Genomic DNA, 20,569 nt, shown 5'->3' with positions numbered 1-20,569 from the left:
TTTCGCCATGAATTTGAGAAAAGAAAATCACTTCGACCTGTTGCGCTTTCTGGCGGCGACGCTGGTGCTGGTTTCGCATGCGTTTCCGCTGACCAGCGGTAGCCCCGCCAGCGAGCCGCTCGCCATCCTGACCGACCACCGCCTGACCTTGGGGCGGGTGGCGGTGTTGATCTTCTTCATCGTCAGCGGTTTTCTGATCGCTGGCAGCTGGGACAACCGCAAGGTGTTATCGCGCTTCTTATCGGCGCGGGTGCTGCGCATTTATCCAGGCCTGGCCGGTGTGCTGTTGCTGTCGGTGGTAGTCGGGGCGATGATCACCACCGATCGCGCGGCTTACTGGAGTACGGCGATACCGTATTTCTTCAAGAACCTGACCCTTTATCGCGGCCAGGACGCCATGGCCGGGGTGTTTCAGGATAACCCGATAGGCCCGGTGATCAACGGTTCGCTGTGGACCTTGTGCCATGAGTTCGTGTGTTACCTGGTGGTGGCTGCGGTGGGCATGGCCGGCAAGCTGAACAAGCCGTATGTGCTGGCGCTGTGGCTGGGCGCGCTGGCGGTGTCGTTGATCGATCCGTTCACGCACTATTTCCTGCAGCCGTTTTTCCCTTTGCTTAGCTGGTTTGCCGCAGGCATGTTGGTGTATGTCTACCGTGAGCTGGTGCTGCCGGCCTGGGTCTCCTGGGCGGCAGTGGCGGCGGCCGTGGCCTGCCTCTGGGCTGGCGTGGACCTGATGTTTATCAGCCCCTTGCTGGCTTACGCCCTGATCCGCCTGGTGTACCTGGATGGCCCGCTGACGCACTTTGCCAAATATGGCGATTTCTCGTACGGCATGTACATCTACGCCTTCCCGGTACAGCAATTCATGGCATGGCAGTTCAAGGATGGCGTATGGTGGCATAACGTGCTGCTGTCGCTGCCGCTGACGCTGCTGCTGTCGGCCCTGTCCTGGCACTGGATAGAAAAGCGCTTTATCGGCAGGAAAACCAAGGCGCGCGCCGCCGCTGTCAGTCCGGCCGCCATCATCGTCGAAAAATAAGCCGTGCGCGGCCAGGGGAGCAGGGGCATGAAAAATATGTCGGACATGAGGAACGAGAATCTGCAGATTCTCCGGTTTGTGGCGGCGGCGCTGGTGCTGGTCACGCACATTACCTTTTATCTGCACGACCGCATCAGCAGTGCGCATGCGATCTGGCATGGCGGCGAAATCGGCGTGCCGATCTTCTTTGTGATCAGCGGCTTTGTGATGTATCTGTCCGGCGCCAAGCTTGACCGCGACGCCAGTAGCGCCAAGTTTTTCCTGGCGCGCCGGGTCGCCCGCGTGTTTCCGCTGTACTGGCTGATTACCACCTTCAAGCTGGCGATTGTCATCCTGGCGCCGGCTGCCGCACTGCACAATCGCCCGGACTTGTGGCAGGCGCTGGCCTCCTACGTACTGTTCCCGACCTTGAATGCGGCCGGCGAAGTGCGGCCTTTGCACGGTGTTGGCTGGACCCTGCTGCACGAGATGCTGTTCTATTATGTGTTCTCGCTGTCGCTGCTGCTGCGCCAATCGCCGTTTATTTGCAGCGCAGTCATTATTGGCGCATTGTGGGGGGCTGGTTTCTTCCTGCCGGCGGATACGGCGCTGGCGCAAGTGCTGTTCAGTCCCTTGAACCTGCTGTTTATCGCTGGCATGGCGCTGGCCTGGCAGTACCAGCATGGCCGCCGCTTGCCGCTGCTGGCTGCGGTGTTGGCCTTGGTGATCGGCATCGCCACCATCGTCAGTCCTGAAATTGGCGAGACCCTGCATCGCATGCTGGGCGGCTTTAACGCCGGCGCGGTGCTGATTGTCGCGGCCATGCTGTCGCTGCAACTGAATGTCGTGCCAGCCTTTAAAAAGCTGCTGGTAAGATTGGGCGACAGTTCGTATTCCCTGTACCTGATCCACCCGATTGCCGCGCCGATCATTTGCGTCGGCCTGTTCAAGCTGCATGTGCAGTCGCCCTATGTGATCTTGCCGATTGCCTTTGTGGCGAGCGTGATTGCGGCCCACTTTGTCTATCTGCTGGTTGAGAATCCACTCAACAAAGCTGCATGGAAACTGCTTAAAAGAACGCTGTTCTCACAGGCGCCTACGCCTATTCTGACGGAAAAATAATCATGAAAAAACACACTTTGCTGACTACCTTGTTTGCCGCAGCGATGCTGGGCGGGTTGGCGCCGCAAGCCGCCATGGCCAGCGATTGCCGTGCCGGAGATAAATGTATCTTTGTCTTCGGTAACTCGATCACGCATCACCTGCCCAATAAAAATCTGGGCTGGTACGGTGACTGGGGCATGGCCGCCTCGGATTCCAGCCAGGATTTCGTCAGCCAGCTTGCCAAAATGATGACCGACAAGAGCGGCACGCCATGGAAAGCAGACACGATTTCCGGCGTCGACCTGGAGCAGGGGCCTGCGACGTTCAAATTGTCTGAGCGGGCGCAACAATTGGCGCAGAAGGCCGACATCGTGGTGGTGGAGCTGGGGGATAATTTCCATGACACCCCGGTGACGCCAGCGGCGGCCTTTGCGGACGCCTATGCGAAAACGCTGGCGGCCTTACGTCCTGCGAATGGCAAGCTGATGTGTGTCAGCACCTGGTGGGTGTCAGCACCGAAGAACAAGATCATTGCCGATGCGTGCCAGGCGGCGGGCGGCACTTACGTCGACATCAGCGGCTTGCAGGCGGTGGCCGCGAATATGGCCGGCAGCGAGCAGCGCATCGCCAACAAGGGCGTGGCCGCCCACCCAGGCGACAAGGGCATGCGCCAGATTGCCGAGCGCATTTTTAAGGCGGTGAAACCTTAAGTTCTGGTAGGCAAATGCTCCGGTATAAATAAGCTATTTTCGGTTTACAGTGAGATTTTCTCTCGTTCAATTACTCTAAAGGTAGCAATGCTGCGGTGCGTCGTAAAAGATGATATTTGATTATTATTGCCAGAGGATGCGAAACAACCCCAGTCAATAGTAAACTTATCTCAGGAGCAATACGATGAAGGCGATGATCTTGGCAGCAGGCAAGGGCACTCGGGTGCGTCCACTGACCTACGATTTACCGAAGCCGATGATACCGATCCTCGGCAAGCCGGTGATGGCTTACCTGATCGAACACCTGGCCAAATATGGCGTCACGGAGATCATGGTCAACGTCAGCTATTTGCACGAAAAAATCGAAGATTATTTCGGCGAAGGGCACCAGTACGGTGTGCAGATCGGCTATTCCTTCGAAGGCTATACCAATAACGCAGGCGAAGTGGTGCCCGAGCCGCTGGGCTCTGCCGGCGGCATGAAGAAAATCCAGGAGTTTGCCGGGTTTTTTGATGAGACCACGATTGTGCTCTGCGGCGACGCGCTGATCGACCTGGATATCAAGTCGGCTTTGTATGAGCACAAGCGCAAAGGGGCGCTGGCCTCGGTGGTGACCAAGGAAGTGCCTTGGGACAGTGTGTCCAGCTACGGCGTGGTGGTCAGCGACAAGAATGGCCGCATCCAGACATTCCAGGAAAAACCGAGCAAGGAACAGGCGCTGTCGAATTTTGTCAGCACCGGCATTTATATCTTTGAGCCGGAGGTGCTGGACCTGATCCCATCCGACCGTCCGTTTGATATCGGTTCCGAGCTGTTCCCGCTGATGGCCGAAAAAGGCCTGCCATTCTATGCGCAGCAGCGGCCATTCAACTGGATCGATATCGGCAGCGTCAAGGATTACTGGGAAGTCTGCCAAAGCGTGCTGATGGGCGAAGTTGCGCACCTGGACGTGCCGGGTATCCGTCTCGAAGACGATCTGTGGGTGGGGCTGAATACGTCGATCGACTGGAAGGGCACGCGCATCCAGGGGCCGGTGTATATTGGCTCCGGTTCGCGCATCGAATCCGGCGTGACCATCGTCGGGCCGACCTGGATTGGCCATGGCAGTCATATTTGCCAGGGGGCGACAGTGGTGCGCAGCGTCTTGTTTGAATATACTCGCGTGTTACCAGATGTTTCGCTTGATGAAATGATCGTGTTCAAAGACTACAGTGTCGACCGTACCGGCGATATGCGGCACTTGAGTGAATATGCAGACTGGGAGTGGAGCAATGCCCGTGACCGTCGCGCCAGGCGCCGTGCTGACAATATCATCAGTAAAGTTAATCAAGAAGAAAGAGTTCTCAAAGTCATATGAAAATCTACCCAGTCATCTTGTCCGGCGGCGCCGGCACCCGTTTATGGCCGCTGTCGCGCGCGGCGCTGCCCAAGCAGCTGCTGCCGCTGGTATCGGAGCAGACCATGCTGCAGGAAACCGCGCTGCGTCTCGCCGGCCGTGCTGGCGTAGAGGAGCCGCTGGTGGTGTGCGGTAACGAGCACCGTTTCCTGGTGGCTGAGCAGATGCGCGAAATCGGCGTTGCGCCGCTGGGTATCCTGCTGGAGCCGGTCGGCCGCAATACCGCCCCGGCAGTAGCGGTGGCGGCCAATTACCTGATCGCCCATGACCCGGAGGCGATGATGCTGGTGCTGCCGGCCGATCACGTGATCGAGAACGTTGATGCGTTCTACGCTGCCGTCGAACAGGCTGCGGCGCTGGCGCGGGACGGCAAGCTGGCCACCTTCGGCATTGTGCCGACCGGGCCGGAAACCGGCTATGGCTATATCCAGAGCGGCAAATCGGTCGGCGGCAACGGCTTTGCGGTGGACCGCTTTGTCGAGAAACCAGACCTGGAAACCGCCAAGGGCTTTGTCGCGGCGGGCAATTTCTTCTGGAATAGCGGCATGTTCCTGTTCCGCGCCGACCGTTACCTGAATGAGCTGAAAGAATTCCAGCCAGCCATGGCAGCCGCCTGCGACGCCGCCATCAAGGGCGATTACCGCGATCTGGACTTCTGTCGCTTGGACGAGGAGGCATTCGCCAGCGCGCCATCTGATTCGATCGATTACGCGGTGATGGAACATACCCGCGACGCAGTGGTAGTGCCGGCTGACATCGGCTGGAACGACGTCGGCTCATGGTCAGCGCTGCACGAAGTGCAGAAGGCCGACGCGCAGGGCAATGTGCAGCGTGGCGATGTGTACCTGGACAATGTATCCGGTTCGCTGGTGCGCGCTGAAAGCCGCATTGTGGCGGTGGTTGGCGTGAAGGATCTGGTGGTGGTCGAGACTGCCGATGCGGTGCTGGTGGCGCATAAAGATCAGGTGCAGCGCGTCAAGCAGGTGGTCGAACACCTGAAATCCAAGGACCGCACCGAGCACTTGCACCATACCCGCGTGTATCGTCCATGGGGCTGCTACGAGGGCATCGACATCGGCGACCGCTTCCAGGTCAAGCGGATTACTGTCAACCCGGGCGGCAAGCTGTCGCTGCAGATGCACCATCACCGCGCCGAGCACTGGATTGTGGTCAGCGGCACCGCCAGCGTGACGTGTGGCGACAAGGTGACCTTGCTGACGGAAAACGAATCGACCTATATTCCGATCGGCATGACCCACCGCCTGGAAAACCCGGGCAAGCTGCCGCTGCACCTGATTGAGGTACAGTCCGGTAGCTATCTGGGCGAGGACGATATTGTGCGTTTTGAGGATGTCTACCAACGCGCTTGATGTACAACAGCTCATCGCTCAAAAGGCCTGGTTTCCAGGCCTTTTTTCTTGTGCAAACACTATTTTAGTGTACAAGGTTCATGAAAGTTGCATCACGTTACTCAAATCCCAAAGAAAGTTTAATTTCTTAAAGCTTTGTTAGCCAAATTCCAATATACTTGCCTATCGGATGTTGCTTCTCCGATAAAATAGATGCCTTGCAGGTATCGTTTAACCTTCAATATAGGCATGGGATGAAAAAAAACGCACAAGCTATCATCGCAACGCTGTTGCTGGCGGGGGCTGCCTTTTCCGCAAACGCAGCCGACGCTTCGCACGCAACCAAAGTACTGACGCTGAATCCAGCCGGCGGCGCCGCTAACTACACTGCGAGTTTCGCCAGCAGCTTGGCTACCTCGACCTTCGCGGATACCTTCAGTTTCCGCGTGAGCGGCACCAGTTTGCTGGCTGCAGACGTGACGGCAACCGGTATCTCGGCGACTTCCGGCCTGGACCTGGCCGCTTTTGCCGTGTATTCCAGCAACGGAACGCTGTTGTATTCGGCCGTACAGAAATCCAACGGCGCCATTGATAACTGGAAGCTGAATACCAAAAATCTGATTTTGAGCGCAGGTAATTACTACCTGCAAGTGAACGGTACGATTAACGGTGCTGGTAGCCTTTCCGGCAATATCGCGCTGCGCGCCGTCGCTGTTCCTGAAGCCGATACCTATGCGATGCTGCTGGCCGGTCTCGGCCTGGTGGGGGCTGTCGCCCGCCGCCGCAAGCGCGCTTGATTGTCGACTTTAACTTCTTGAGATACGCATGAAAAAAATCACTTCTATCCTGCTGGGCCTGGTCCTGGCTGCCGCCACCGCGTTTGCCAGCGCAGCCGACTTCACCTACAGCGAGAACTTGCGTTTGTTGGACGGTACGGCGGGCTTCGGTCCGCTGAATGAATTTGCCGCAGGTAGCTTGGGCAAGACCTTCTCGGACACCTACTACTTCACCATCCCGGCCTTGAGCAGCGCCGTATCGAATGTGTCGGCGATCAGCTTTGACGATACCACCGGCATCGACTTCAGCCTGTTCAGCCTGTACAAAGTGGGTTCGAACGTGGCCGCCGCTACCGGCAGCCTGAATGCGGACAGCGGCCTGTGGGTCTTGTCGGGCAACAACCTGAGCAGTGGTAGCTACTACTTCAAAGTAGAGGGCACGGTGTCCACCGCCGACGCCGTGATCTACTCGGGCAATCTGACCGTCACCGCTGTGCCGGAAGCGGAAACCTACGCCATGCTGTTGGCTGGCCTGGGCCTGCTAGGTTTCGTCGCCCGCCGCCGCAAAGCCGTCGCCTGATACACGCCGCCAAGGCGGCGAACAGACCAACCCCTGCCAGATCGCCTCTTGCAGGGGTTTTCTTTTAGGGCAAGCTTGTCGCATAATGGAAAAAGGACGGCGCCGTCGTCCGCTTTGCCATGATCGGTCTCACCTTGCGCGCTCTGATAGTGTTTTGCCTTGCTGTATGGGCTTGCTGCGCCGCACAGGCGCAGATGGTGCGTCAAGCCGACGCCAGCGCGCTGCGTGCCGCCCAGCTGGCGCTGGTGATCAACGATGACGATCCGCTCAGCGTGGAAATCGGCGAGTACTACCGCAGCGCGCGCGACGTGCCGGCGCAGAACGTGGTGCATGTGCGCATCCCTAACCGGCCACGGCGGCTCAACGCCGAACAGTTCCGCCTGCTGAAAGAACAGATCGACGCAAAGCTGGAGCCGCACATCCAGGCGGTGCTGATGGTGTGGACCGCGCCTTACGCGGTGGAGTGCAATTCCATCACCTCCGCCTACACGCTGGGCCTGGACAGCGCCTTGTGCCAGAAGCCGTGCGACCCCTCCAGGCCCAGCCCATATTTCAATGCCGTCAGCGGGCTGCCATTCAAGGATCACGGCATGCGGCTGTCCATGCTGCTGCCGACCGAGTCGGTGGCGGCCGCCAAGGCGCTGATCGGGCGCGGCACGGCCAGTGGCTTCAGCATGCCCACCGCCAGCGCCTACTATCTGACCACCAGTGAAACGCCGCGCAACAGCCGCGCGCCATTCTTCCCCAAGGCTGGCCCGGTGCCGGCGCGCAAGCTGACCATCAAGCAGATCCAGGCCGACAGCATCGAAGGGCAGGGCGATATCATGATTTACCAGACCGGCATGGCGCGTGTCGCCAAGCTGGACACGCTGCGCTTCCTGCCGGGCGCGCTGGCCGACCACCTGACCTCGACCGGCGGCGACCTGCTCAGCGACGGCCAGATGAGCAGCCTGCGCTGGCTCGACGCCGGCGCCACCGCCAGCTACGGTACGGTTACCGAACCGTGCAATTACTGGCAAAAATTCCCGCAGCCGACTGTGTTGCTACGGCAATATTTGCAGGGAAATACGGCCATCGAAGCGTACTGGAAAAGCGTTGCCTGGCCGGCTCAGGGCGTGTTCATCGGCGAGCCGCTGGCGGCCCCATATCGCCGCTAATTCTGGTCACAACCCCCTCCAAAATTCCCGTCTTTTTGTAGGTTAATTCCTACGTCGCTGATCTCATGCTGCATTGCGGCAACCGCGAGCCCTGATTTCTCCTATGGCGGCTCGCATTATGTCAGTCAGTTTGCCCTGAATTTCCTAAAAGCATATGTTTTTTATACGAAATTGTTTCGTAACAAAACACCAATATGTGTCTTTTTGCCATGCTAGGATGATTTCGCGGTATCGATATCGCGGCCGTTAAGCGGCTTCCAACGACCTATCATGGAGGAATTATGGTTAAACTGAAATCTTTGATGGCGGCAGGCGCCCTGGCGACTGCAGCATTGGCTTCCGGCGTGGCAAGCGCCGCCGATGTGAGCCAGACCCAAGCGCTGTCGTTCAGCAGTGGCACCGCCTACTTTGGTCACAGCTTTGACGTGGCAACCGCAGGCGACACCTTCTCCGACAAATACACCTTCTCGGGCACTGGCGTGCTGAGCTCGATCGTGTCGGCTTTCACCAACCCGCTGCTGAGCGATGCGATCCAGATCACCAACTTCCAGGTGTTCAATTCGGCCGGCTTCTCGCTGGATGGCACCAAATGGTCGGAAGGCGCTTCTGACGTATGGACCGCTGGCAGTACCGCTTCGATCGCCAGCGATAGTTACTACGTGCTGGTAACCGGCAAGTTGCTGTCGTCGGCTGCTACCGCCTACAGCGGCAGCGTGTCGGTCAGCGCTGTGCCAGAACCAGAAACCTTCGCCATGCTGGCAGTTGGCCTGGGCATGATCGGCTTTGCAGGCCGTCGCCGCAACAAGGATGCAAAGAAGCTGTTCTAAGCAAGCAGTCGGGCGCCGCCCTTGCGGCGGCGCACCAAAGCAATCAAAGCCAGGCCGGATAACAGCAGCGCATAGCTGAAGGGCTCCGGAATGGCTGCGGCCAATCCCATCTGGCTTGGTCCGCCTAGCGGGTTTTGCAAAAGCTTTTCAGCCGGGGCGTAACCTGCCTCATCCTGGCCGAAGCGCGGCGCCGCTTCCTCTTCCAGCAGCAGCTCTCCCAGCCGCGCCAGCTGTCCCAGGTCCTGGCGATTGATGCCGTGGCCGATGTAAGCGTGCAACTGCTTATCGGCGCTGTCCAGCTCAATCTGGATATTCCGGCCCAGCCGTTCCAGCAGCGCTTGTTCCTCTTCCACGCTCAGCGTGCGGTTCAGCGCATCCAGCTCGTCCAGCGCTTTCAGTAATTTCTCCGGATCGACGCCATCATTGAGCGGTTCTTGGCTGTCGTGTTCGGCATCGGTCAGGCGGCAGCGGCCGGTATAACTATCCAGATCCAGTTTGCCGCCGCCATGCAGCACGCGTTGGGCGCGCACTGACAGGGCAGGGGCGTCACTGCCCTGCCAGGCGGTGGGGGCATGCTTTTTGTCGGCGGGAGGCGGGTTGCTGCAGTTGGCCAGGCCGGGATGGGGAGGCTTTGACTGCTGCGCCTGCCAGTCGGGCGGCGCTTCGACGGTGGGCACTGCGCTCACGCTCATGCAACACCCCATCCAGAGGGCGGCCACGGCGCCGGCTTCGGCAAAGCGTTTGAGCGTCAGCATGATTCCCACCTGCTTAATTACAATTTGGAAATTAGTTTAGCACGTTTTGCATCGTCCATCGTTGCGTGGCAGACAGGTTTTTTGGTATTGAGCCTTGCATTAACGCGCAATGCGCTTGAAATCGCGCAGGCGGAAGCCCATCGCCAGCAGGGCGCCGAAATACACTACGCAGCAGACCCCAACCACCAGCAGCAGCGCACCGAGGCGCAGCAGCGACTGGCCCTGCATGCCGATCCAATCGAACTGGCCGGCGCCGAACCAGGCGACGCCACCCATCACCATGCACGCCACCACCAGCTTGGAAAAGAACAGCGGCCAGCCTGGCTGCGGCCGATAGATACCGCGCTTGCGCAGCCCTGCGTAGAGGAAGCCGGCGTTCAGGCAGGCCGCCAGGCCGATCGACAGCGCCAGGCCGGCCACGGCCAGGTGCGGCACGAAGAAATAATTCATCACCTGGGTGGCGATCAGCACACCGATGGCGATCTTGACCGGCGTGCGGATATCCTGCTGCGCATAGAACGCCGGCGCCAGCGTCTTGACCAGAATGATGCCCAGCAGGCCGGCGGCATAGGCGGTCAGCGGCTGGGCCGACATGCGCACTGCCTCGGCGGTGAATTTGCCGGACTGGAGCAGGGTGGCGATCAGCGGTTCCGCCAGCAGCGCCATGCCGACTGCTGCCGGCATCGCCAGCAGAAAGGTCAGGCGCAGGCCCCAGTCCAGCAGCGACGAGTATTCCTCGCGGTCGCCCTGGCTATTGGCTTTGGACAGGCTGGGCAGCAGGATCGTGCCCAGCGCCACACCCAGCAGCGCGGTGGGGAATTCCATCAGGCGGTCGGCATAGGTCAGCCATGAGATGCTGCCTTCGCGCAGGCTGGAGGCGATATTGGTATTAATCAGCAGACTGATTTGCGCGGCCGAGACGGCAAATACCGCTGGCCCCATCTTCTTCAGCACGCGCCGCACGCCCGGATCGGCCAGCCCGCTGAACGGATTGAACGACAATCGCGGCAGCATGCCGATCTTGATCAGTGCGGGCACCTGAAGCGCCACCTGCAGCACGCCGCCGACAAACACAGCGATGGCCATCGCGTAAATCGGCTGTTCCAGGTGCTGTTGCAGGAACAGCGATGCGAGGATGGAGGAGATATTCAGCAGCACCGGCGTGAACGCCGGAATCTTGAACTCGTTCCAGGTGTTGAGGATGCCGCCCGCCAGCGCCACAAACGCCATGAAGGCGATATACGGGAACATCAGTCGCGTCATCCACACGCCGGCCTCGAACGCGGCCGGGTCCTTGTCCAGGCCGGGCGCAATCAGCAGCAGGAACAGCGGAGATGCGATAATGCCGACAATGCTGGCGACCAGTGTGGCCCACACCAGCGTGGTGGCCACATGATCGGCCAGCTTCTTGCTGGCAGCGTCGCCTTGCTGGTTCTTGTATTCGGCCAGAATCGGCACGAAAGCCTGCGAGAATGCGCCCTCGGCAAACAGGCGGCGCAGCAGGTTGGGAATGCGGAAGGCCACGTTGTAGGCGTCGGTGAAGGCGTCGGCGCCAAAGGCGCGCGCGATCAGGATTTCGCGCAATAGTCCCGTAATGCGGGACAACATGGTCATACTGGAAATAGCGGCTAGAGTTTTAAGCAAGTTCATGGGACGTGATTATAGTTGCTCCAGTAGGAAAATATCGCTATAATCCAAGGCTGTACAAAATTCTGTTGCGCAGACAATATTGTTTGGCAAGCAGTAGTTTGACTCACACGGTTCGCTCTGATTGCAACCTTGGACGCACCTGTTTGCCAAACAATAATGTTTGCAAACGCATCATTTACTGATTTAGGAAATTTCATGGCAAATACCGCACAAGCGCGCAAACGCGCTCGTCAAGCAGTTAAGCAAAACGCTCACAACTCGTCCCAGCGTTCGACCCTGCGCACCGCTATCAAAGCAGTACGTAAGGCCATCCAAGCTGGCGACAAAGCTGCTGCGACGACCATCTTCCAGGCATCGGTGTCGACCATCGACAGCATCGCTGACAAGAAGATCATCCACAAAAACAAGGCAGCTCGCCACAAGAGCCGTCTGGCCGCTGCTCTGAAAGCACTGGCAGCTTAATTCCGGTTCGCCGGTTTTAAAGCAAAAGCCCGCTCCGGTTCGTCCGGCGCGGGCTTTATCGTTTGCGCGCCGCGCTGCCGCGCGGCACTCCTGCCTAGCTTGCCAAGTCCGTTGGCGAAACCGCCATCCACTCTCCCGGCATCAGCGGATGCGTCGCCAGCGATACGCCGCCAATCGCCGTGCGTACCAGCCGCAGTGTCGGCAGGCCGACTGCAGCCGTCATGCGCCTCACCTGGCGGTTCTTGCCTTCCTGTAGCGTGATCGCCAGCCAGCTGGTCGGTTGATCCGCCCGCTGGCGTATCGGCGGATTGCGCGGCCACAGCCATTCCGGCTCAGCGATGCGCACCGCCTTGCACGGCTGCGTCACAAAGTCGCCCAGATTCAGCGGCGCCTGCAGCTTCTCCAGTGCGGCGGCATCGGCGGTACCTTCTACCTGCACCAGATATACCTTGGCCTCCTTGTGATCCGGATGGGCGATGGCGTGCTGCAGCTTGCCGTCGTCTGTCAGCAGCATCAAGCCCTCGCTGTCGTAGTCGAGCCGGCCGGCTGGATAGATATTCGGTATGCTGAGGTGGTCGGCCAGCGTGGCCTTGCCGTCCTGTTCGGAAAACTGGCACAGCACTTGAAAAGGTTTGTTAAATAAAATCAGAGGCATTATTGAAAACTGGAATTGGTGTAGGCTTGAAAACTTTGGCAGCGCGACCATACTCGTGCATAATGTGATCCAGTTGTCTTATATCTTATAGAAGACTAGCAATTCCCCTCGGAGAACCACGATGTATCAACATATCAAAGTACCGGCAGACGGCCAAAAAATTACCGTCAATGCGGATTTTTCCCTGAATGTACCAGATAACCCGATCATTCCCTACATCGTGGGTGACGGCGTGGGTAGCGATGTCACGCCGGTGATGCGCAAAGTGGTGGATGCGGCGGTGGCCAAGTGCTACGGCGGGCAGCGCCAGATCAAGTGGATGGAAATCTTTGCGGGCGAAAAATCGACCCAGGTCTACGGCGCGGATGTGGCGCTGCCGGAAGAAACGCTGAAGGCGGTCAAGGATTACGTGGTGTCGATCAAGGGGCCGCTGACCACGCCGGTGGGCGGCGGCATCCGTTCGCTGAATGTCGCGCTGCGCCAGCAACTCGACCTGTACGTCTGCCTGCGTCCGGTGCGCTACTTCACCGGCGTGCCGTCGCCGTTGAAAGAACCTGAAAAGACCAATATGGTGATCTTCCGCGAGAACTCGGAAGACATCTACGCCGGCATCGAATTCGCGCAAGGTTCAGAGGGCGCCAAGCGCCTGATGGACTTCCTGTTGCAGGAGCTGGGCGTCAACAAGATCCGCTTCCCTGAGACGTCCGGCCTGGGCATCAAGCCGGTGTCGGTGGAAGGCACCGAGCGGCTGATGCGCAAGGCGCTGCAATACGCGATCGACAACGACAAGCCGTCGGTGACCATTGTCCACAAGGGCAACATCATGAAGTACACCGAAGGCGGCTTCCGCGACTGGGCCTTCGCGCTGGCGCAAAAGGAATTCGGCGCCGAGCTGATCGATGGCGGGCCGTGGTGCAAGTTCAAGAATCCGAAAACCGGCCGCGACATCCTGGTCAAGGATTCGATTGCCGACGCCTTCCTGCAGCAAGTCCTGCTGCGTCCGGTGGAATACAGCGTGATCGCCACGCTCAACCTGAACGGCGACTACATTTCGGATGCGGTGGCGGCGCAAGTGGGCGGCATCGGCATCGCGCCGGGCGCCAATCTGTCGGACTCGGTGGCGATGTTTGAAGCCACGCACGGTACCGCGCCCAAATACGCCGGCAAGGACTATGTCAATCCGGGGTCGCTGATCCTGTCGGCGGAAATGATGTTGCGCCACATCGGCTGGACCGAAGCGGCCGACCTGATCATCAAATCGATGCAGCAAGCCATCGCCTCCAAGCAAGTCACCTACGACTTCGCGCGCCTGATGGAAAACGCCGTGCAAGTCTCCTGCTCCGGCTTTGGCGAAGTGATGATCGAACAGATGCAATAAAACCGGGGGGCAGTTCTGCCCCCGGAGTTTAGCGCATGCAGAGGTGCAGGGCGTCTTTCCAGTCGGGCAGGTGGCAGAAGCGCGTCATCAGCTTTTCGGACGACATCACCGAGTGCATCGGCCGTTGCGCCGCTGTGGGGTAGTCGGCGCTGCTGATGGGCAGCACCTTGCAGTGCAGCCCGGCCTCTTCGACGATGGCCTGGGTGAATTCATGCCAGGTGGTTTGTCCCTGCGCGCTCAGGTGGTAGATGCCGCTGTTTTGTACCCACCACTCGCGGCCGCCGGCGTGCGCCTGCGACAGCACTTGCGCCGTGACGTCGGCAACGGTACGGCTCCAGGTCGGCGCGCCGTGCTGGTCGGCCACCACGCGCAGTTCGTCGCGCTCTTTGGCGAGGCGTAGCATGGTCAGCAGGAAATTTTTACCGCGCATGCCGTACACCCAGCTGGTGCGGAAGATCAGGTGCGGAATGCCGGCTGCCTCGATCGCCTGTTCGCCTGCCAGCTTGCTGGCGCCGTACAGGTTGACCGGACCGACCGTATCGTCTTCCACGCGCGGCGATGATGCCACGCCGTCAAACACGTAGTCGGTGGAGTAGTGCACCAGCGCCGCACCCAGCGCCTTGGCTTCTTCGGCCATGACAGCCGGCGCCTCGGCGTTGATGCGGTAGCACAGCTCGGGCTTGCTCTCGGCTTCGTCCACCGCCGTGTAGGCGGCTGGATTGACGATCAGCTGCGGTTTGACGCTGCGGATCACGTCGCGCACCTGGTCCAGGTTGGACAGGTCCATGACGCCGCGATCCACCGCCACCACTTCGCCGATACCTTGCAGGCTGCGCGCCAGCTCGTAGCCGACCTGACCGCTACTGCCGGTCAACAAAACCTTCATGCGAATACCTCGGCGTCGGCCAGCACCGTCGCGGCCGCATCCTTGCCGGACAGCAGGGGCGCAGTGTCCAGCTCCGGCCATTGGATGCCGATCGCCGGATCGTTCCACAGGATCGAACGCTCATGCTCCGGCGCCCAGTAGTCGGTGGTCTTGTACAGGAATTCGGCAGAGTCGGAGGTGACCACGAAGCCGTGCGCGAAGCCCGGCGGTATCCACATCTGGCGCTTGTTTTCCGCCGACAGTTCGATCCCGTACCACTGGCCGAAGGTCGGCGAGTTTTTGCGGATGTCAACCGCCACATCAAACACGGTACCGGCGGTGGCGCGCACCAGCTTGCCCTGCGCTTGCTGGATCTGGTAGTGCAGGCCGCGCAGCACGCCTTTCGACGAGCGCGAGTGATTGTCCTGCACGAATTCGGCGTTGACACCAGTCAGTTCGGCAAAGCGGCGCGCATTGAAGCTCTCGAAGAAGAAACCACGGTCGTCGCCGAATACGCGCGGCTCCAGTACCAGCAAGCCTTGCAGAGGGGTTTGAATCACATTCATCGTTGTACTACCTTATCTTCCAAAATTTGCAGCAGGTATTGGCCGTACTGGTTTTTCTTCAGCGGCTCGGCCAGCTTGCGCAGCTGCTCGGGGCTGATATAGCCCTTGCGGTAGGCGATCTCTTCCGGACAAGCCACTTTCAGGCCCTGGCGTTTTTCGATGGTGGCGATGAACTGGCCCGCTTCCAGCAGCGATTCGTGGGTGCCGGTGTCCAGCCAGGCCATGCCGCGGCCCATCACTTCGACGTTCAGTTTACCCTGTTCCAGATAGACTTTGTTGACATCGGTGATCTCCAGCTCGCCGCGTGCCGACGGCTTGATGCTGGCAGCGATGTCGCACACCTTGTTATCGTAGAAGTACAGGCCGGTAACAGCGTAGTTGGACTTCGGCTGCGTCGGTTTTTCCTCGATCGACACGGCGGTGCGCTGCTCGTTGAATTCGACCACGCCATAACGCTCAGGATCGTGCACGTGGTAGGCGAACACGGTGGCGCCTTCGGTGTGCTCGGTGGCGCTGCGCAGCAGTGCATCCAGGTCGTTGCCGTAGTAGATGTTATCGCCCAGGATCAGCGCCGACGGCGAGTCGCCGACGAACTCCTTGCCGATGATGAAGGCTTGCGCCAGGCCGTCCGGCGATGGCTGCACCGCGTAGCTGATGCTGATGCCCCATTGACTGCCATCGCCCAGCAGGTCCTTGAAGCGCGGCGTGTCCTGCGGGGTCGAGATGATCAGTACCTCGCGGATGCCGGCCAGCATCAGCACCGTCAGCGGGTGGTAGATCATCGGCTTGTCGTAGATCGGCAGCAGCTGCTTGGAGACGCTCATCGTCACCGGGTAGAGGCGGGTGCCGGAGCCGCCGGCCAGGATAATGCCTTTGCGTTGGATGGGAGTGCTCATTGCTGGCCTTCACGGTTAAAGTAATTGGTCTCTACCCAGTTGGCGTAGCTGCCCGACTGCACGTCGGCCACCCAGGCCTGGTTGTCCAGATACCATTGTACGGTCTTGGCGATGCCGCTCTGGAAAGTCTCTGCCGGCTTCCAGCCCAGTTCGCGTTCGAGCTTGCGCGCGTCGATGGCGTAGCGGCGGTCGTGGCCCGGACGGTCTTTGACAAAGGTGATCTGGTCGCGGTAGCTGCCTTCGGCCTTGGGCTTCAGCTGGTCCAGCATGTCGCACAGCGTGTGTACCACATCCAGGTTGGCCATTTCGTTCCAGCCGCCGACGTTGTAGGTTTCGCCCAGGCGGCCCGCTTCCAGCACGCGGCGGATCGCGGCGGCGTGGTCGGTGACGTACAGCCAGTCGCGCACCTGCTGGCCGTCGCCGTAGATCGGCAGCGGCTTGCCGGCTTGTGCGTTGGCGATGATCAGCGGGATCAGCTTTTCAGGGAAGTGATACGGGCCGTAGTTGTTGGAGCAGTTGGTGGTCAGCACCGGCAGGCCGTAGGTGTGGTAGTAGGAGCGCACCAGGTGGTCCGAAGCTGCTTTCGATGCCGAGTACGGGCTGTTCGGCGCAAACGCGGTGGTTTCGGTGAACGGCGCGTCATCCGGGCCCAGCGTGCCATATACCTCGTCGGTCGAGACGTGCAGGAAGCGGAACGCCGCTTTTTCGTCTTCCGGCAGCGCCGACCAGTAGGCGCGCGCTGCTTCCAGCAGGCTAAAAGTGCCGTTGATATTGGTGTTGATGAATTCGCCTGGGCCGAGGATGGAACGGTCGACATGGCTTTCCGCCGCGAAGTGCACGACCGCGCGCGGTTTGTGTTCCTGGAACAACGCCAGTACTTGCGCCTGATCGCAGATATCGCCGCGCACAAAGGTATGACGCGCATCCTGCTTCAACGACGCCAGGTTGTTCAGATTGCCAGCGTAGGTCAGCTTGTCGAAGTTAACAACGGGCTCGTCCGACTGAGCCAGCCAGTCCAGTACGAAATTCGAGCCGATGAAGCCCGCACCACCTGTCACAAAAATCATTTGTCATTCCCGCATCAAAGTTGAATTAGTAGTAAAGGTGATTTTACGACAAAATAATCTTGCACTGCACAAAACGCTCAGCGGTGCGCAGGGTCGTTTTTTGTCGAAAGGACGCGGCATATTTGCAACACACGCCGCTGCGTAGGCGAAAAAAAACCTCGCGTGGCGAGGTTTTTTACATCTGCTTGCTTAAAGAATTAAGCGGACTGGATGTTGGAAGCTTGCTTGCCTTTAGGGCCTTGCGTGACTTCGAATTGAACTTTTTGACCTTCTTTGAGGGTCTTAAAACCGTTCATGTTGATTGCGGAGAAGTGAGCGAACAAATCTTCGCCGCCGTCATCTGGAGTGATGAAGCCAAAACCTTTGGAATCATTGAACCACTTAACAGTACCTGTTGCCATAAAAAGAACTTTCAAAATTAAAACGGATCACACGAGCCATAAAAGCAAGAAGCTTCTTGCCCCTCTCCTCACGCCCACTTCTTATCAACATGTACATTTCTGCACGAAGCCGATAAACGCATTGTTAGCGGACCAATTTTGAAAGTCAAGCAGATTTGTATGCATTTTGCTACTTTTCCAACGCTTGGTGATTTTGCAACTCTTGATTTTACGAAATGGGACCCTATCTGCGTCAAGTTCAGAAACCGCGTAAGATGGAAAACAATTGGATATGTGCAGCGAAATGCACATTGCATCAACCTCGAAAGCATTAGAATATAAGCGTATGGCAACCAAGCATGACAATGAAACCCTCTTGGAGCGGCAAACGCTGAAGCCGCCACCTTTGTACCAGGTGGCGTTGCTAAATGACGACTACACCCCGATGGAATTTGTGGTTGCGGTCATCCAGGAGTATTTCAATAAAGACCGTGAAACAGCCACGCAGATAATGCTCAGTGTTCACCGCTACGGCAAAGGAGTGTGTGGAGTGTTCTCTAAAGATATAGCCTGTACTAAAGTGGAGTTTGTTTTAACGCATGCGCGCAAGGCGGGGCACCCCCTGCAATGCGTGATGGAGGAAGTATGATTGCGCAGGAATTGGAAGTAAGTTTGCATATGGCGTTTGTCGAAGCCCGACAGGCGCGCCACGAATTCATCACGGTGGAGCACTTGCTGCTGGCCTTGCTGGACAACCCTTCGGCTGCCGAAGTGTTGCGTGCATGCGCCGTCAACATTGAAGATCTGCGCAAAACGCTCACCAATTTTATTGGTGACAACACCCCGACCGTGCCAGGCACGGGCGAGGTCGATACCCAGCCGACGCTAGGCTTCCAGCGCGTGATCCAGCGCGCCATCATGCACGTCCAGTCGGCTTCGAACGGCAAGAAGGAAGTGACGGGCGCGAACGTGCTGGTGGCCATCTTTGGCGAAAAAGATTCGCACGCGGTGTACTACCTGCACCAGCAGGGCGTCACCCGTCTCGACGTGGTTAACTTTATCTCGCACGGCGTGCGCAAAGACCAGCAGTCCGATACCGCCAAGGCGTCGGAAGGTGTGGAGGAGGGCGCGCCGGCCGGCGAAGGCCAGAGCAAGGAAAGCCCGCTCGACCAGTTCACCCAGAACCTCAACAAATCGGCTGCCGACGGCAAGATCGATCCGCTGATCGGCCGCGAAGAGGAAGTCGACCGGGTGATCCAGATCCTGTGCCGCCGCCGCAAGAACAACCCGCTGCTGGTGGGCGAGGCTGGCGTGGGCAAGACCGCCATCGCCGAAGGCCTGGCCTATCGCATCACCCAGGGCGACGTGCCGGAGATCCTGTCGAATGCCGTGGTGTATTCGCTGGACATGGGCGCGCTGCTGGCTGGCACCAAGTATCGCGGCGACTTCGAGCAACGCCTGAAAGCGGTGCTGAAGCAGCTCAAGGATAATCCGAACGGCATCCTGTTCATCGACGAGATCCACACCATTATCGGTGCCGGCTCGGCTTCGGGCGGCACGCTGGATGCGTCCAATCTGCTGAAACCGGCCTTGGCCAATGGCCAGCTGAAGTGCGTCGGTGCGACCACCTATACCGAGTTCCGTGGCGTGTTCGAGAAGGATCACGCGCTGAGCCGCCGTTTCCAGAAGGTTGACGTCAACGAGCCGACCGTCGAGCAGACGGTGCAGATCCTGCGCGGCCTGAAGTCGCGCTTCGAAGAGCACCATGGCGTCAAGTATTCGTCGTCGGCGCTGTCGACCGCGGCGGAACTGGCGGCACGCTTCATCAACGACCGTCACCTGCCGGACAAGGCGATCGACGTGATCGACGAAGCCGGTGCGGCGCAACGCATCCTGCCGAAGTCGAAGCAGAAGAAAACCATCGGCAAGAGCGAGATCGAGGACATCATCTCGAAGATCGCGCGTATCCCGCCGCAAACCGTCAACCAGGACGACCGCAGCAAGCTGCAAACCATCGACCGCGACCTGCGCAATGTGGTGTTCGGCCAGGACCCGGCGATCGAAGCGCTGGCCTCGGCGATCAAGATGGCACGCGCCGGCCTGGGCAAAACCGACAAGCCGATCGGCTCCTTCCTGTTCTCCGGTCCGACCGGCGTCGGCAAGACCGAGGTGGCGAAACAGCTGGCCTTCATCCTGGGCGTCGATCTGGTGCGCTTCGACATGTCGGAATACATGGAGCGTCACGCCGTGTCGCGTCTGATCGGCGCGCCGCCGGGCTACGTTGGTTTCGACCAGGGCGGCCTGCTGACCGAAGCCATCACCAAGAAACCGCACACGGTGCTGCTGCTGGATGAGATTGAAAAAGCCCATCCGGACATCTTCAACATCCTGCTGCAGGTGATGGACCATGGCACGCTGACCGACAACAACGGACGCAAGGCCGACTTCCGCAACGTGATCATCATCATGACCACCAACGCGGGCGCCGAGTCGCTGCAGAAGTCGGCTATCGGTTTCACCAACACCAAGCAGGCTGGCGACGAAATGGGCGACATCAAGCGCATGTTCACGCCGGAGTTCCGCAACCGCCTGGACGCCATCATCAGCTTCCGCGCGCTGGACGAGGAAATCATCCTGCGCGTGGTCGACAAATTCCTGATGCAGCTGGAAGAGCAGCTGCACGAGAAGAAAGTCGAAGCGGTGTTCACCGAGAAGCTGCGCACCTTCCTGGCGAAGAAAGGTTTCGATCCGCTGATGGGCGCGCGTCCGATGTCGCGCCTGATCCAGGACATGATCCGCAAGGCCCTGGCCGACGAGCTGCTGTTCGGCCGCCTGGTCACCGGCGGCAAGGTGACCGTGGATCTGGACGACAAGGACCTGGTCAAGCTGGAGTTCCCGGAACCGCCAGACGCGGCGCCGGCCCCGCCACCGGAAACCGTCGAAGTCGACTAAGCCACTCCCGCCAAGCCCGCTCACCA

General features: G+C 59.3%; 21 protein-coding genes. 13 read left to right on the top strand and 8 right to left on the bottom strand.

Annotated features, from left to right (window positions below; all coding sequences use genetic code 11):
• The first annotated feature begins 7 nt into the window (after window positions 1–7).
• From KW842_RS09315 to KW842_RS09275, 9 genes are all read left to right on the top strand, one after another.
• Window positions 8–1,039, top strand: coding sequence for an acyltransferase (locus KW842_RS09315; RefSeq protein ID WP_218303826.1), 1,032 nt, complete (start codon window positions 8–10; stop codon window positions 1,037–1,039).
• Between the two features lie 27 nt (window positions 1,040–1,066).
• A complete protein-coding gene (locus tag KW842_RS09310) occupies window positions 1,067–2,140 on the top strand; it encodes an acyltransferase (protein WP_218303825.1) in 1,074 nt (357 codons plus the stop codon).
• Window positions 2,141–2,142: 2 nt separating this feature from the next.
• Window positions 2,143–2,832 (top strand): SGNH/GDSL hydrolase family protein, encoded by a 690-nt coding sequence (locus tag KW842_RS09305; protein ID WP_218303824.1) that lies wholly within the window; start codon window positions 2,143–2,145, stop codon window positions 2,830–2,832.
• A gap of 184 nt (window positions 2,833–3,016) precedes the next feature.
• Window positions 3,017–4,189 (top strand): sugar phosphate nucleotidyltransferase, encoded by a 1,173-nt coding sequence (locus KW842_RS09300; protein WP_218303823.1) that lies wholly within the window; start codon window positions 3,017–3,019, stop codon window positions 4,187–4,189.
• Window positions 4,186–5,598 carry a mannose-1-phosphate guanylyltransferase/mannose-6-phosphate isomerase gene (locus KW842_RS09295; protein WP_218303822.1) on the top strand — a complete coding sequence of 471 codons (1,413 nt, stop codon included), beginning with the start codon at window positions 4,186–4,188 and terminating at the stop codon, window positions 5,596–5,598. Before KW842_RS09300 ends, KW842_RS09295 begins: the two co-directional genes overlap by 4 nt.
• Window positions 5,599–5,831: 233 nt before the next feature.
• Window positions 5,832–6,374, top strand: coding sequence for an FxDxF family PEP-CTERM protein (locus KW842_RS09290; protein WP_218303821.1), 543 nt, complete (start codon window positions 5,832–5,834; stop codon window positions 6,372–6,374).
• 28 nt (window positions 6,375–6,402) lie between these two features.
• Window positions 6,403–6,933 (top strand): FxDxF family PEP-CTERM protein, encoded by a 531-nt coding sequence (locus tag KW842_RS09285; RefSeq protein WP_218303820.1) that lies wholly within the window; start codon window positions 6,403–6,405, stop codon window positions 6,931–6,933.
• A 194-nt stretch (window positions 6,934–7,127) separates the two neighbouring features.
• Window positions 7,128–8,090 (top strand): TIGR03790 family protein, encoded by a 963-nt coding sequence (locus KW842_RS09280; protein WP_218303819.1) that lies wholly within the window; start codon window positions 7,128–7,130, stop codon window positions 8,088–8,090.
• A 281-nt stretch (window positions 8,091–8,371) separates the two neighbouring features.
• Window positions 8,372–8,917: an FxDxF family PEP-CTERM protein gene (locus tag KW842_RS09275; protein WP_218303818.1), complete on the top strand. Its 546-nt coding sequence runs from the start codon at window positions 8,372–8,374 to the stop codon at window positions 8,915–8,917.
• Here the strand turns inward: KW842_RS09275 and KW842_RS09270 are convergent.
• Window positions 8,914–9,672, bottom strand: coding sequence for a PEP-CTERM sorting domain-containing protein (locus tag KW842_RS09270; RefSeq protein WP_218303817.1), 759 nt, complete (start codon window positions 9,670–9,672; stop codon window positions 8,914–8,916). The two genes, KW842_RS09275 and KW842_RS09270, sit on opposite strands and share 4 nt — an antisense overlap.
• A 99-nt stretch (window positions 9,673–9,771) precedes the next feature.
• Window positions 9,772–11,322 carry a murein biosynthesis integral membrane protein MurJ gene (murJ, locus tag KW842_RS09265; RefSeq protein WP_218303816.1) on the bottom strand — a complete coding sequence of 517 codons (1,551 nt, stop codon included), beginning with the start codon at window positions 11,320–11,322 and terminating at the stop codon, window positions 9,772–9,774.
• A gap of 195 nt (window positions 11,323–11,517) precedes the next feature.
• Between murJ and rpsT the strand changes: the two genes are divergently transcribed.
• A complete protein-coding gene (rpsT, locus tag KW842_RS09260; RefSeq protein WP_218303815.1) occupies window positions 11,518–11,784 on the top strand; it encodes a 30S ribosomal protein S20 in 267 nt (88 codons plus the stop codon).
• Between the two features lie 94 nt (window positions 11,785–11,878).
• Here rpsT and KW842_RS09255 read toward each other — a convergent pair whose 3' ends face one another.
• The gene (locus KW842_RS09255) at window positions 11,879–12,439 is read right to left on the bottom strand and encodes a pseudouridine synthase (protein WP_218303814.1); all 561 of its coding nucleotides are present in this window, start codon (window positions 12,437–12,439) and stop codon (window positions 11,879–11,881) included.
• A 121-nt stretch (window positions 12,440–12,560) separates the two neighbouring features.
• Here KW842_RS09255 and icd point away from each other — a divergent pair, with 121 nt between their 5' ends.
• Window positions 12,561–13,817: an NADP-dependent isocitrate dehydrogenase gene (gene icd / locus KW842_RS09250; protein WP_218303813.1), complete on the top strand. Its 1,257-nt coding sequence runs from the start codon at window positions 12,561–12,563 to the stop codon at window positions 13,815–13,817.
• A gap of 28 nt (window positions 13,818–13,845) precedes the next feature.
• Here the strand turns inward: icd and rfbD are convergent, their stop codons facing one another.
• From rfbD to KW842_RS09225, 5 genes are all read right to left on the bottom strand, one after another.
• On the bottom strand, window positions 13,846–14,703 hold the full coding sequence (gene rfbD / locus KW842_RS09245; RefSeq protein WP_218303812.1) for a dTDP-4-dehydrorhamnose reductase: 858 nt from the start codon (window positions 14,701–14,703) through the stop codon (window positions 13,846–13,848).
• Window positions 14,700–15,248: a dTDP-4-dehydrorhamnose 3,5-epimerase gene (rfbC, locus tag KW842_RS09240; protein WP_218303811.1), complete on the bottom strand. Its 549-nt coding sequence runs from the start codon at window positions 15,246–15,248 to the stop codon at window positions 14,700–14,702. Before rfbC ends, rfbD begins: the two co-directional genes overlap by 4 nt.
• On the bottom strand, window positions 15,245–16,144 hold the full coding sequence (gene rfbA / locus KW842_RS09235; protein ID WP_218303810.1) for a glucose-1-phosphate thymidylyltransferase RfbA: 900 nt from the start codon (window positions 16,142–16,144) through the stop codon (window positions 15,245–15,247). Before rfbA ends, rfbC begins: the two co-directional genes overlap by 4 nt.
• Entirely contained in the window at window positions 16,141–17,211 is a 1,071-nt protein-coding gene (gene rfbB / locus KW842_RS09230; protein WP_218303809.1) for a dTDP-glucose 4,6-dehydratase, read from the bottom strand. The genes rfbA and rfbB overlap by 4 nt, the downstream gene beginning before the upstream one ends.
• Before the next feature lie 197 nt (window positions 17,212–17,408).
• Window positions 17,409–17,612: a cold-shock protein gene (locus KW842_RS09225; RefSeq protein WP_008446468.1), complete on the bottom strand. Its 204-nt coding sequence runs from the start codon at window positions 17,610–17,612 to the stop codon at window positions 17,409–17,411.
• Window positions 17,613–17,937: 325 nt separating this feature from the next.
• On the opposite strand from KW842_RS09225, the gene clpS reads away from it, so the two are divergent.
• Window positions 17,938–18,240, top strand: a complete 303-nt coding sequence (gene clpS / locus KW842_RS09220; RefSeq protein WP_090191571.1) for an ATP-dependent Clp protease adapter ClpS — start codon at window positions 17,938–17,940, stop codon at window positions 18,238–18,240.
• Entirely contained in the window at window positions 18,237–20,543 is a 2,307-nt protein-coding gene (gene clpA / locus KW842_RS09215) for an ATP-dependent Clp protease ATP-binding subunit ClpA (protein ID WP_218303808.1), read from the top strand. Before clpS ends, clpA begins: the two co-directional genes overlap by 4 nt.
• The last annotated feature ends 26 nt before the right edge of the window (window positions 20,544–20,569 follow it).

Origin of the sequence: Duganella sp. sic0402 (genome assembly GCF_019219065.1) — a bacterium.
Classification (GTDB): Bacteria; Pseudomonadota; Gammaproteobacteria; order Burkholderiales; family Burkholderiaceae_D; genus Rugamonas.
The sequence above is the reverse complement of the archived record's forward strand: the minus strand, read 5'-3'. Positions and strand labels throughout refer to the sequence as shown.

Excerpts from the sequence above, each read along its gene's own strand:
- KW842_RS09315 (WP_218303826.1), top strand. The coding sequence starts at position 8 with ATGAATTTGAGAAAAGAAAATCACTTCGACCTGTTGCGCTTTCTGGCG.
- KW842_RS09310 (WP_218303825.1), top strand. The coding sequence starts at position 1,067 with ATGAAAAATATGTCGGACATGAGGAACGAGAATCTGCAGATTCTCCGG.
- KW842_RS09305 (WP_218303824.1), top strand. The coding sequence starts at position 2,143 with ATGAAAAAACACACTTTGCTGACTACCTTGTTTGCCGCAGCGATGCTG.
- KW842_RS09300 (WP_218303823.1), top strand. The coding sequence starts at position 3,017 with ATGAAGGCGATGATCTTGGCAGCAGGCAAGGGCACTCGGGTGCGTCCA.
- KW842_RS09295 (WP_218303822.1), top strand. The coding sequence starts at position 4,186 with ATGAAAATCTACCCAGTCATCTTGTCCGGCGGCGCCGGCACCCGTTTA.
- KW842_RS09290 (WP_218303821.1), top strand. The coding sequence starts at position 5,832 with ATGAAAAAAAACGCACAAGCTATCATCGCAACGCTGTTGCTGGCGGGG.
- KW842_RS09285 (WP_218303820.1), top strand. The coding sequence starts at position 6,403 with ATGAAAAAAATCACTTCTATCCTGCTGGGCCTGGTCCTGGCTGCCGCC.
- KW842_RS09280 (WP_218303819.1), top strand. The coding sequence starts at position 7,128 with ATGGTGCGTCAAGCCGACGCCAGCGCGCTGCGTGCCGCCCAGCTGGCG.
- KW842_RS09275 (WP_218303818.1), top strand. The coding sequence starts at position 8,372 with ATGGTTAAACTGAAATCTTTGATGGCGGCAGGCGCCCTGGCGACTGCA.
- KW842_RS09270 (WP_218303817.1), bottom strand. The coding sequence starts at position 9,672 with ATGCTGACGCTCAAACGCTTTGCCGAAGCCGGCGCCGTGGCCGCCCTC.
- murJ (WP_218303816.1), bottom strand. The coding sequence starts at position 11,322 with ATGAACTTGCTTAAAACTCTAGCCGCTATTTCCAGTATGACCATGTTG.
- rpsT (WP_218303815.1), top strand. The coding sequence starts at position 11,518 with ATGGCAAATACCGCACAAGCGCGCAAACGCGCTCGTCAAGCAGTTAAG.
- KW842_RS09255 (WP_218303814.1), bottom strand. The coding sequence starts at position 12,439 with ATGCCTCTGATTTTATTTAACAAACCTTTTCAAGTGCTGTGCCAGTTT.
- icd (WP_218303813.1), top strand. The coding sequence starts at position 12,561 with ATGTATCAACATATCAAAGTACCGGCAGACGGCCAAAAAATTACCGTC.
- rfbD (WP_218303812.1), bottom strand. The coding sequence starts at position 14,703 with ATGAAGGTTTTGTTGACCGGCAGTAGCGGTCAGGTCGGCTACGAGCTG.
- rfbC (WP_218303811.1), bottom strand. The coding sequence starts at position 15,248 with ATGAATGTGATTCAAACCCCTCTGCAAGGCTTGCTGGTACTGGAGCCG.
- rfbA (WP_218303810.1), bottom strand. The coding sequence starts at position 16,144 with ATGAGCACTCCCATCCAACGCAAAGGCATTATCCTGGCCGGCGGCTCC.
- rfbB (WP_218303809.1), bottom strand. The coding sequence starts at position 17,211 with ATGATTTTTGTGACAGGTGGTGCGGGCTTCATCGGCTCGAATTTCGTA.
- KW842_RS09225 (WP_008446468.1), bottom strand. The coding sequence starts at position 17,612 with ATGGCAACAGGTACTGTTAAGTGGTTCAATGATTCCAAAGGTTTTGGC.
- clpS (WP_090191571.1), top strand. The coding sequence starts at position 17,938 with ATGGCAACCAAGCATGACAATGAAACCCTCTTGGAGCGGCAAACGCTG.
- clpA (WP_218303808.1), top strand. The coding sequence starts at position 18,237 with ATGATTGCGCAGGAATTGGAAGTAAGTTTGCATATGGCGTTTGTCGAA.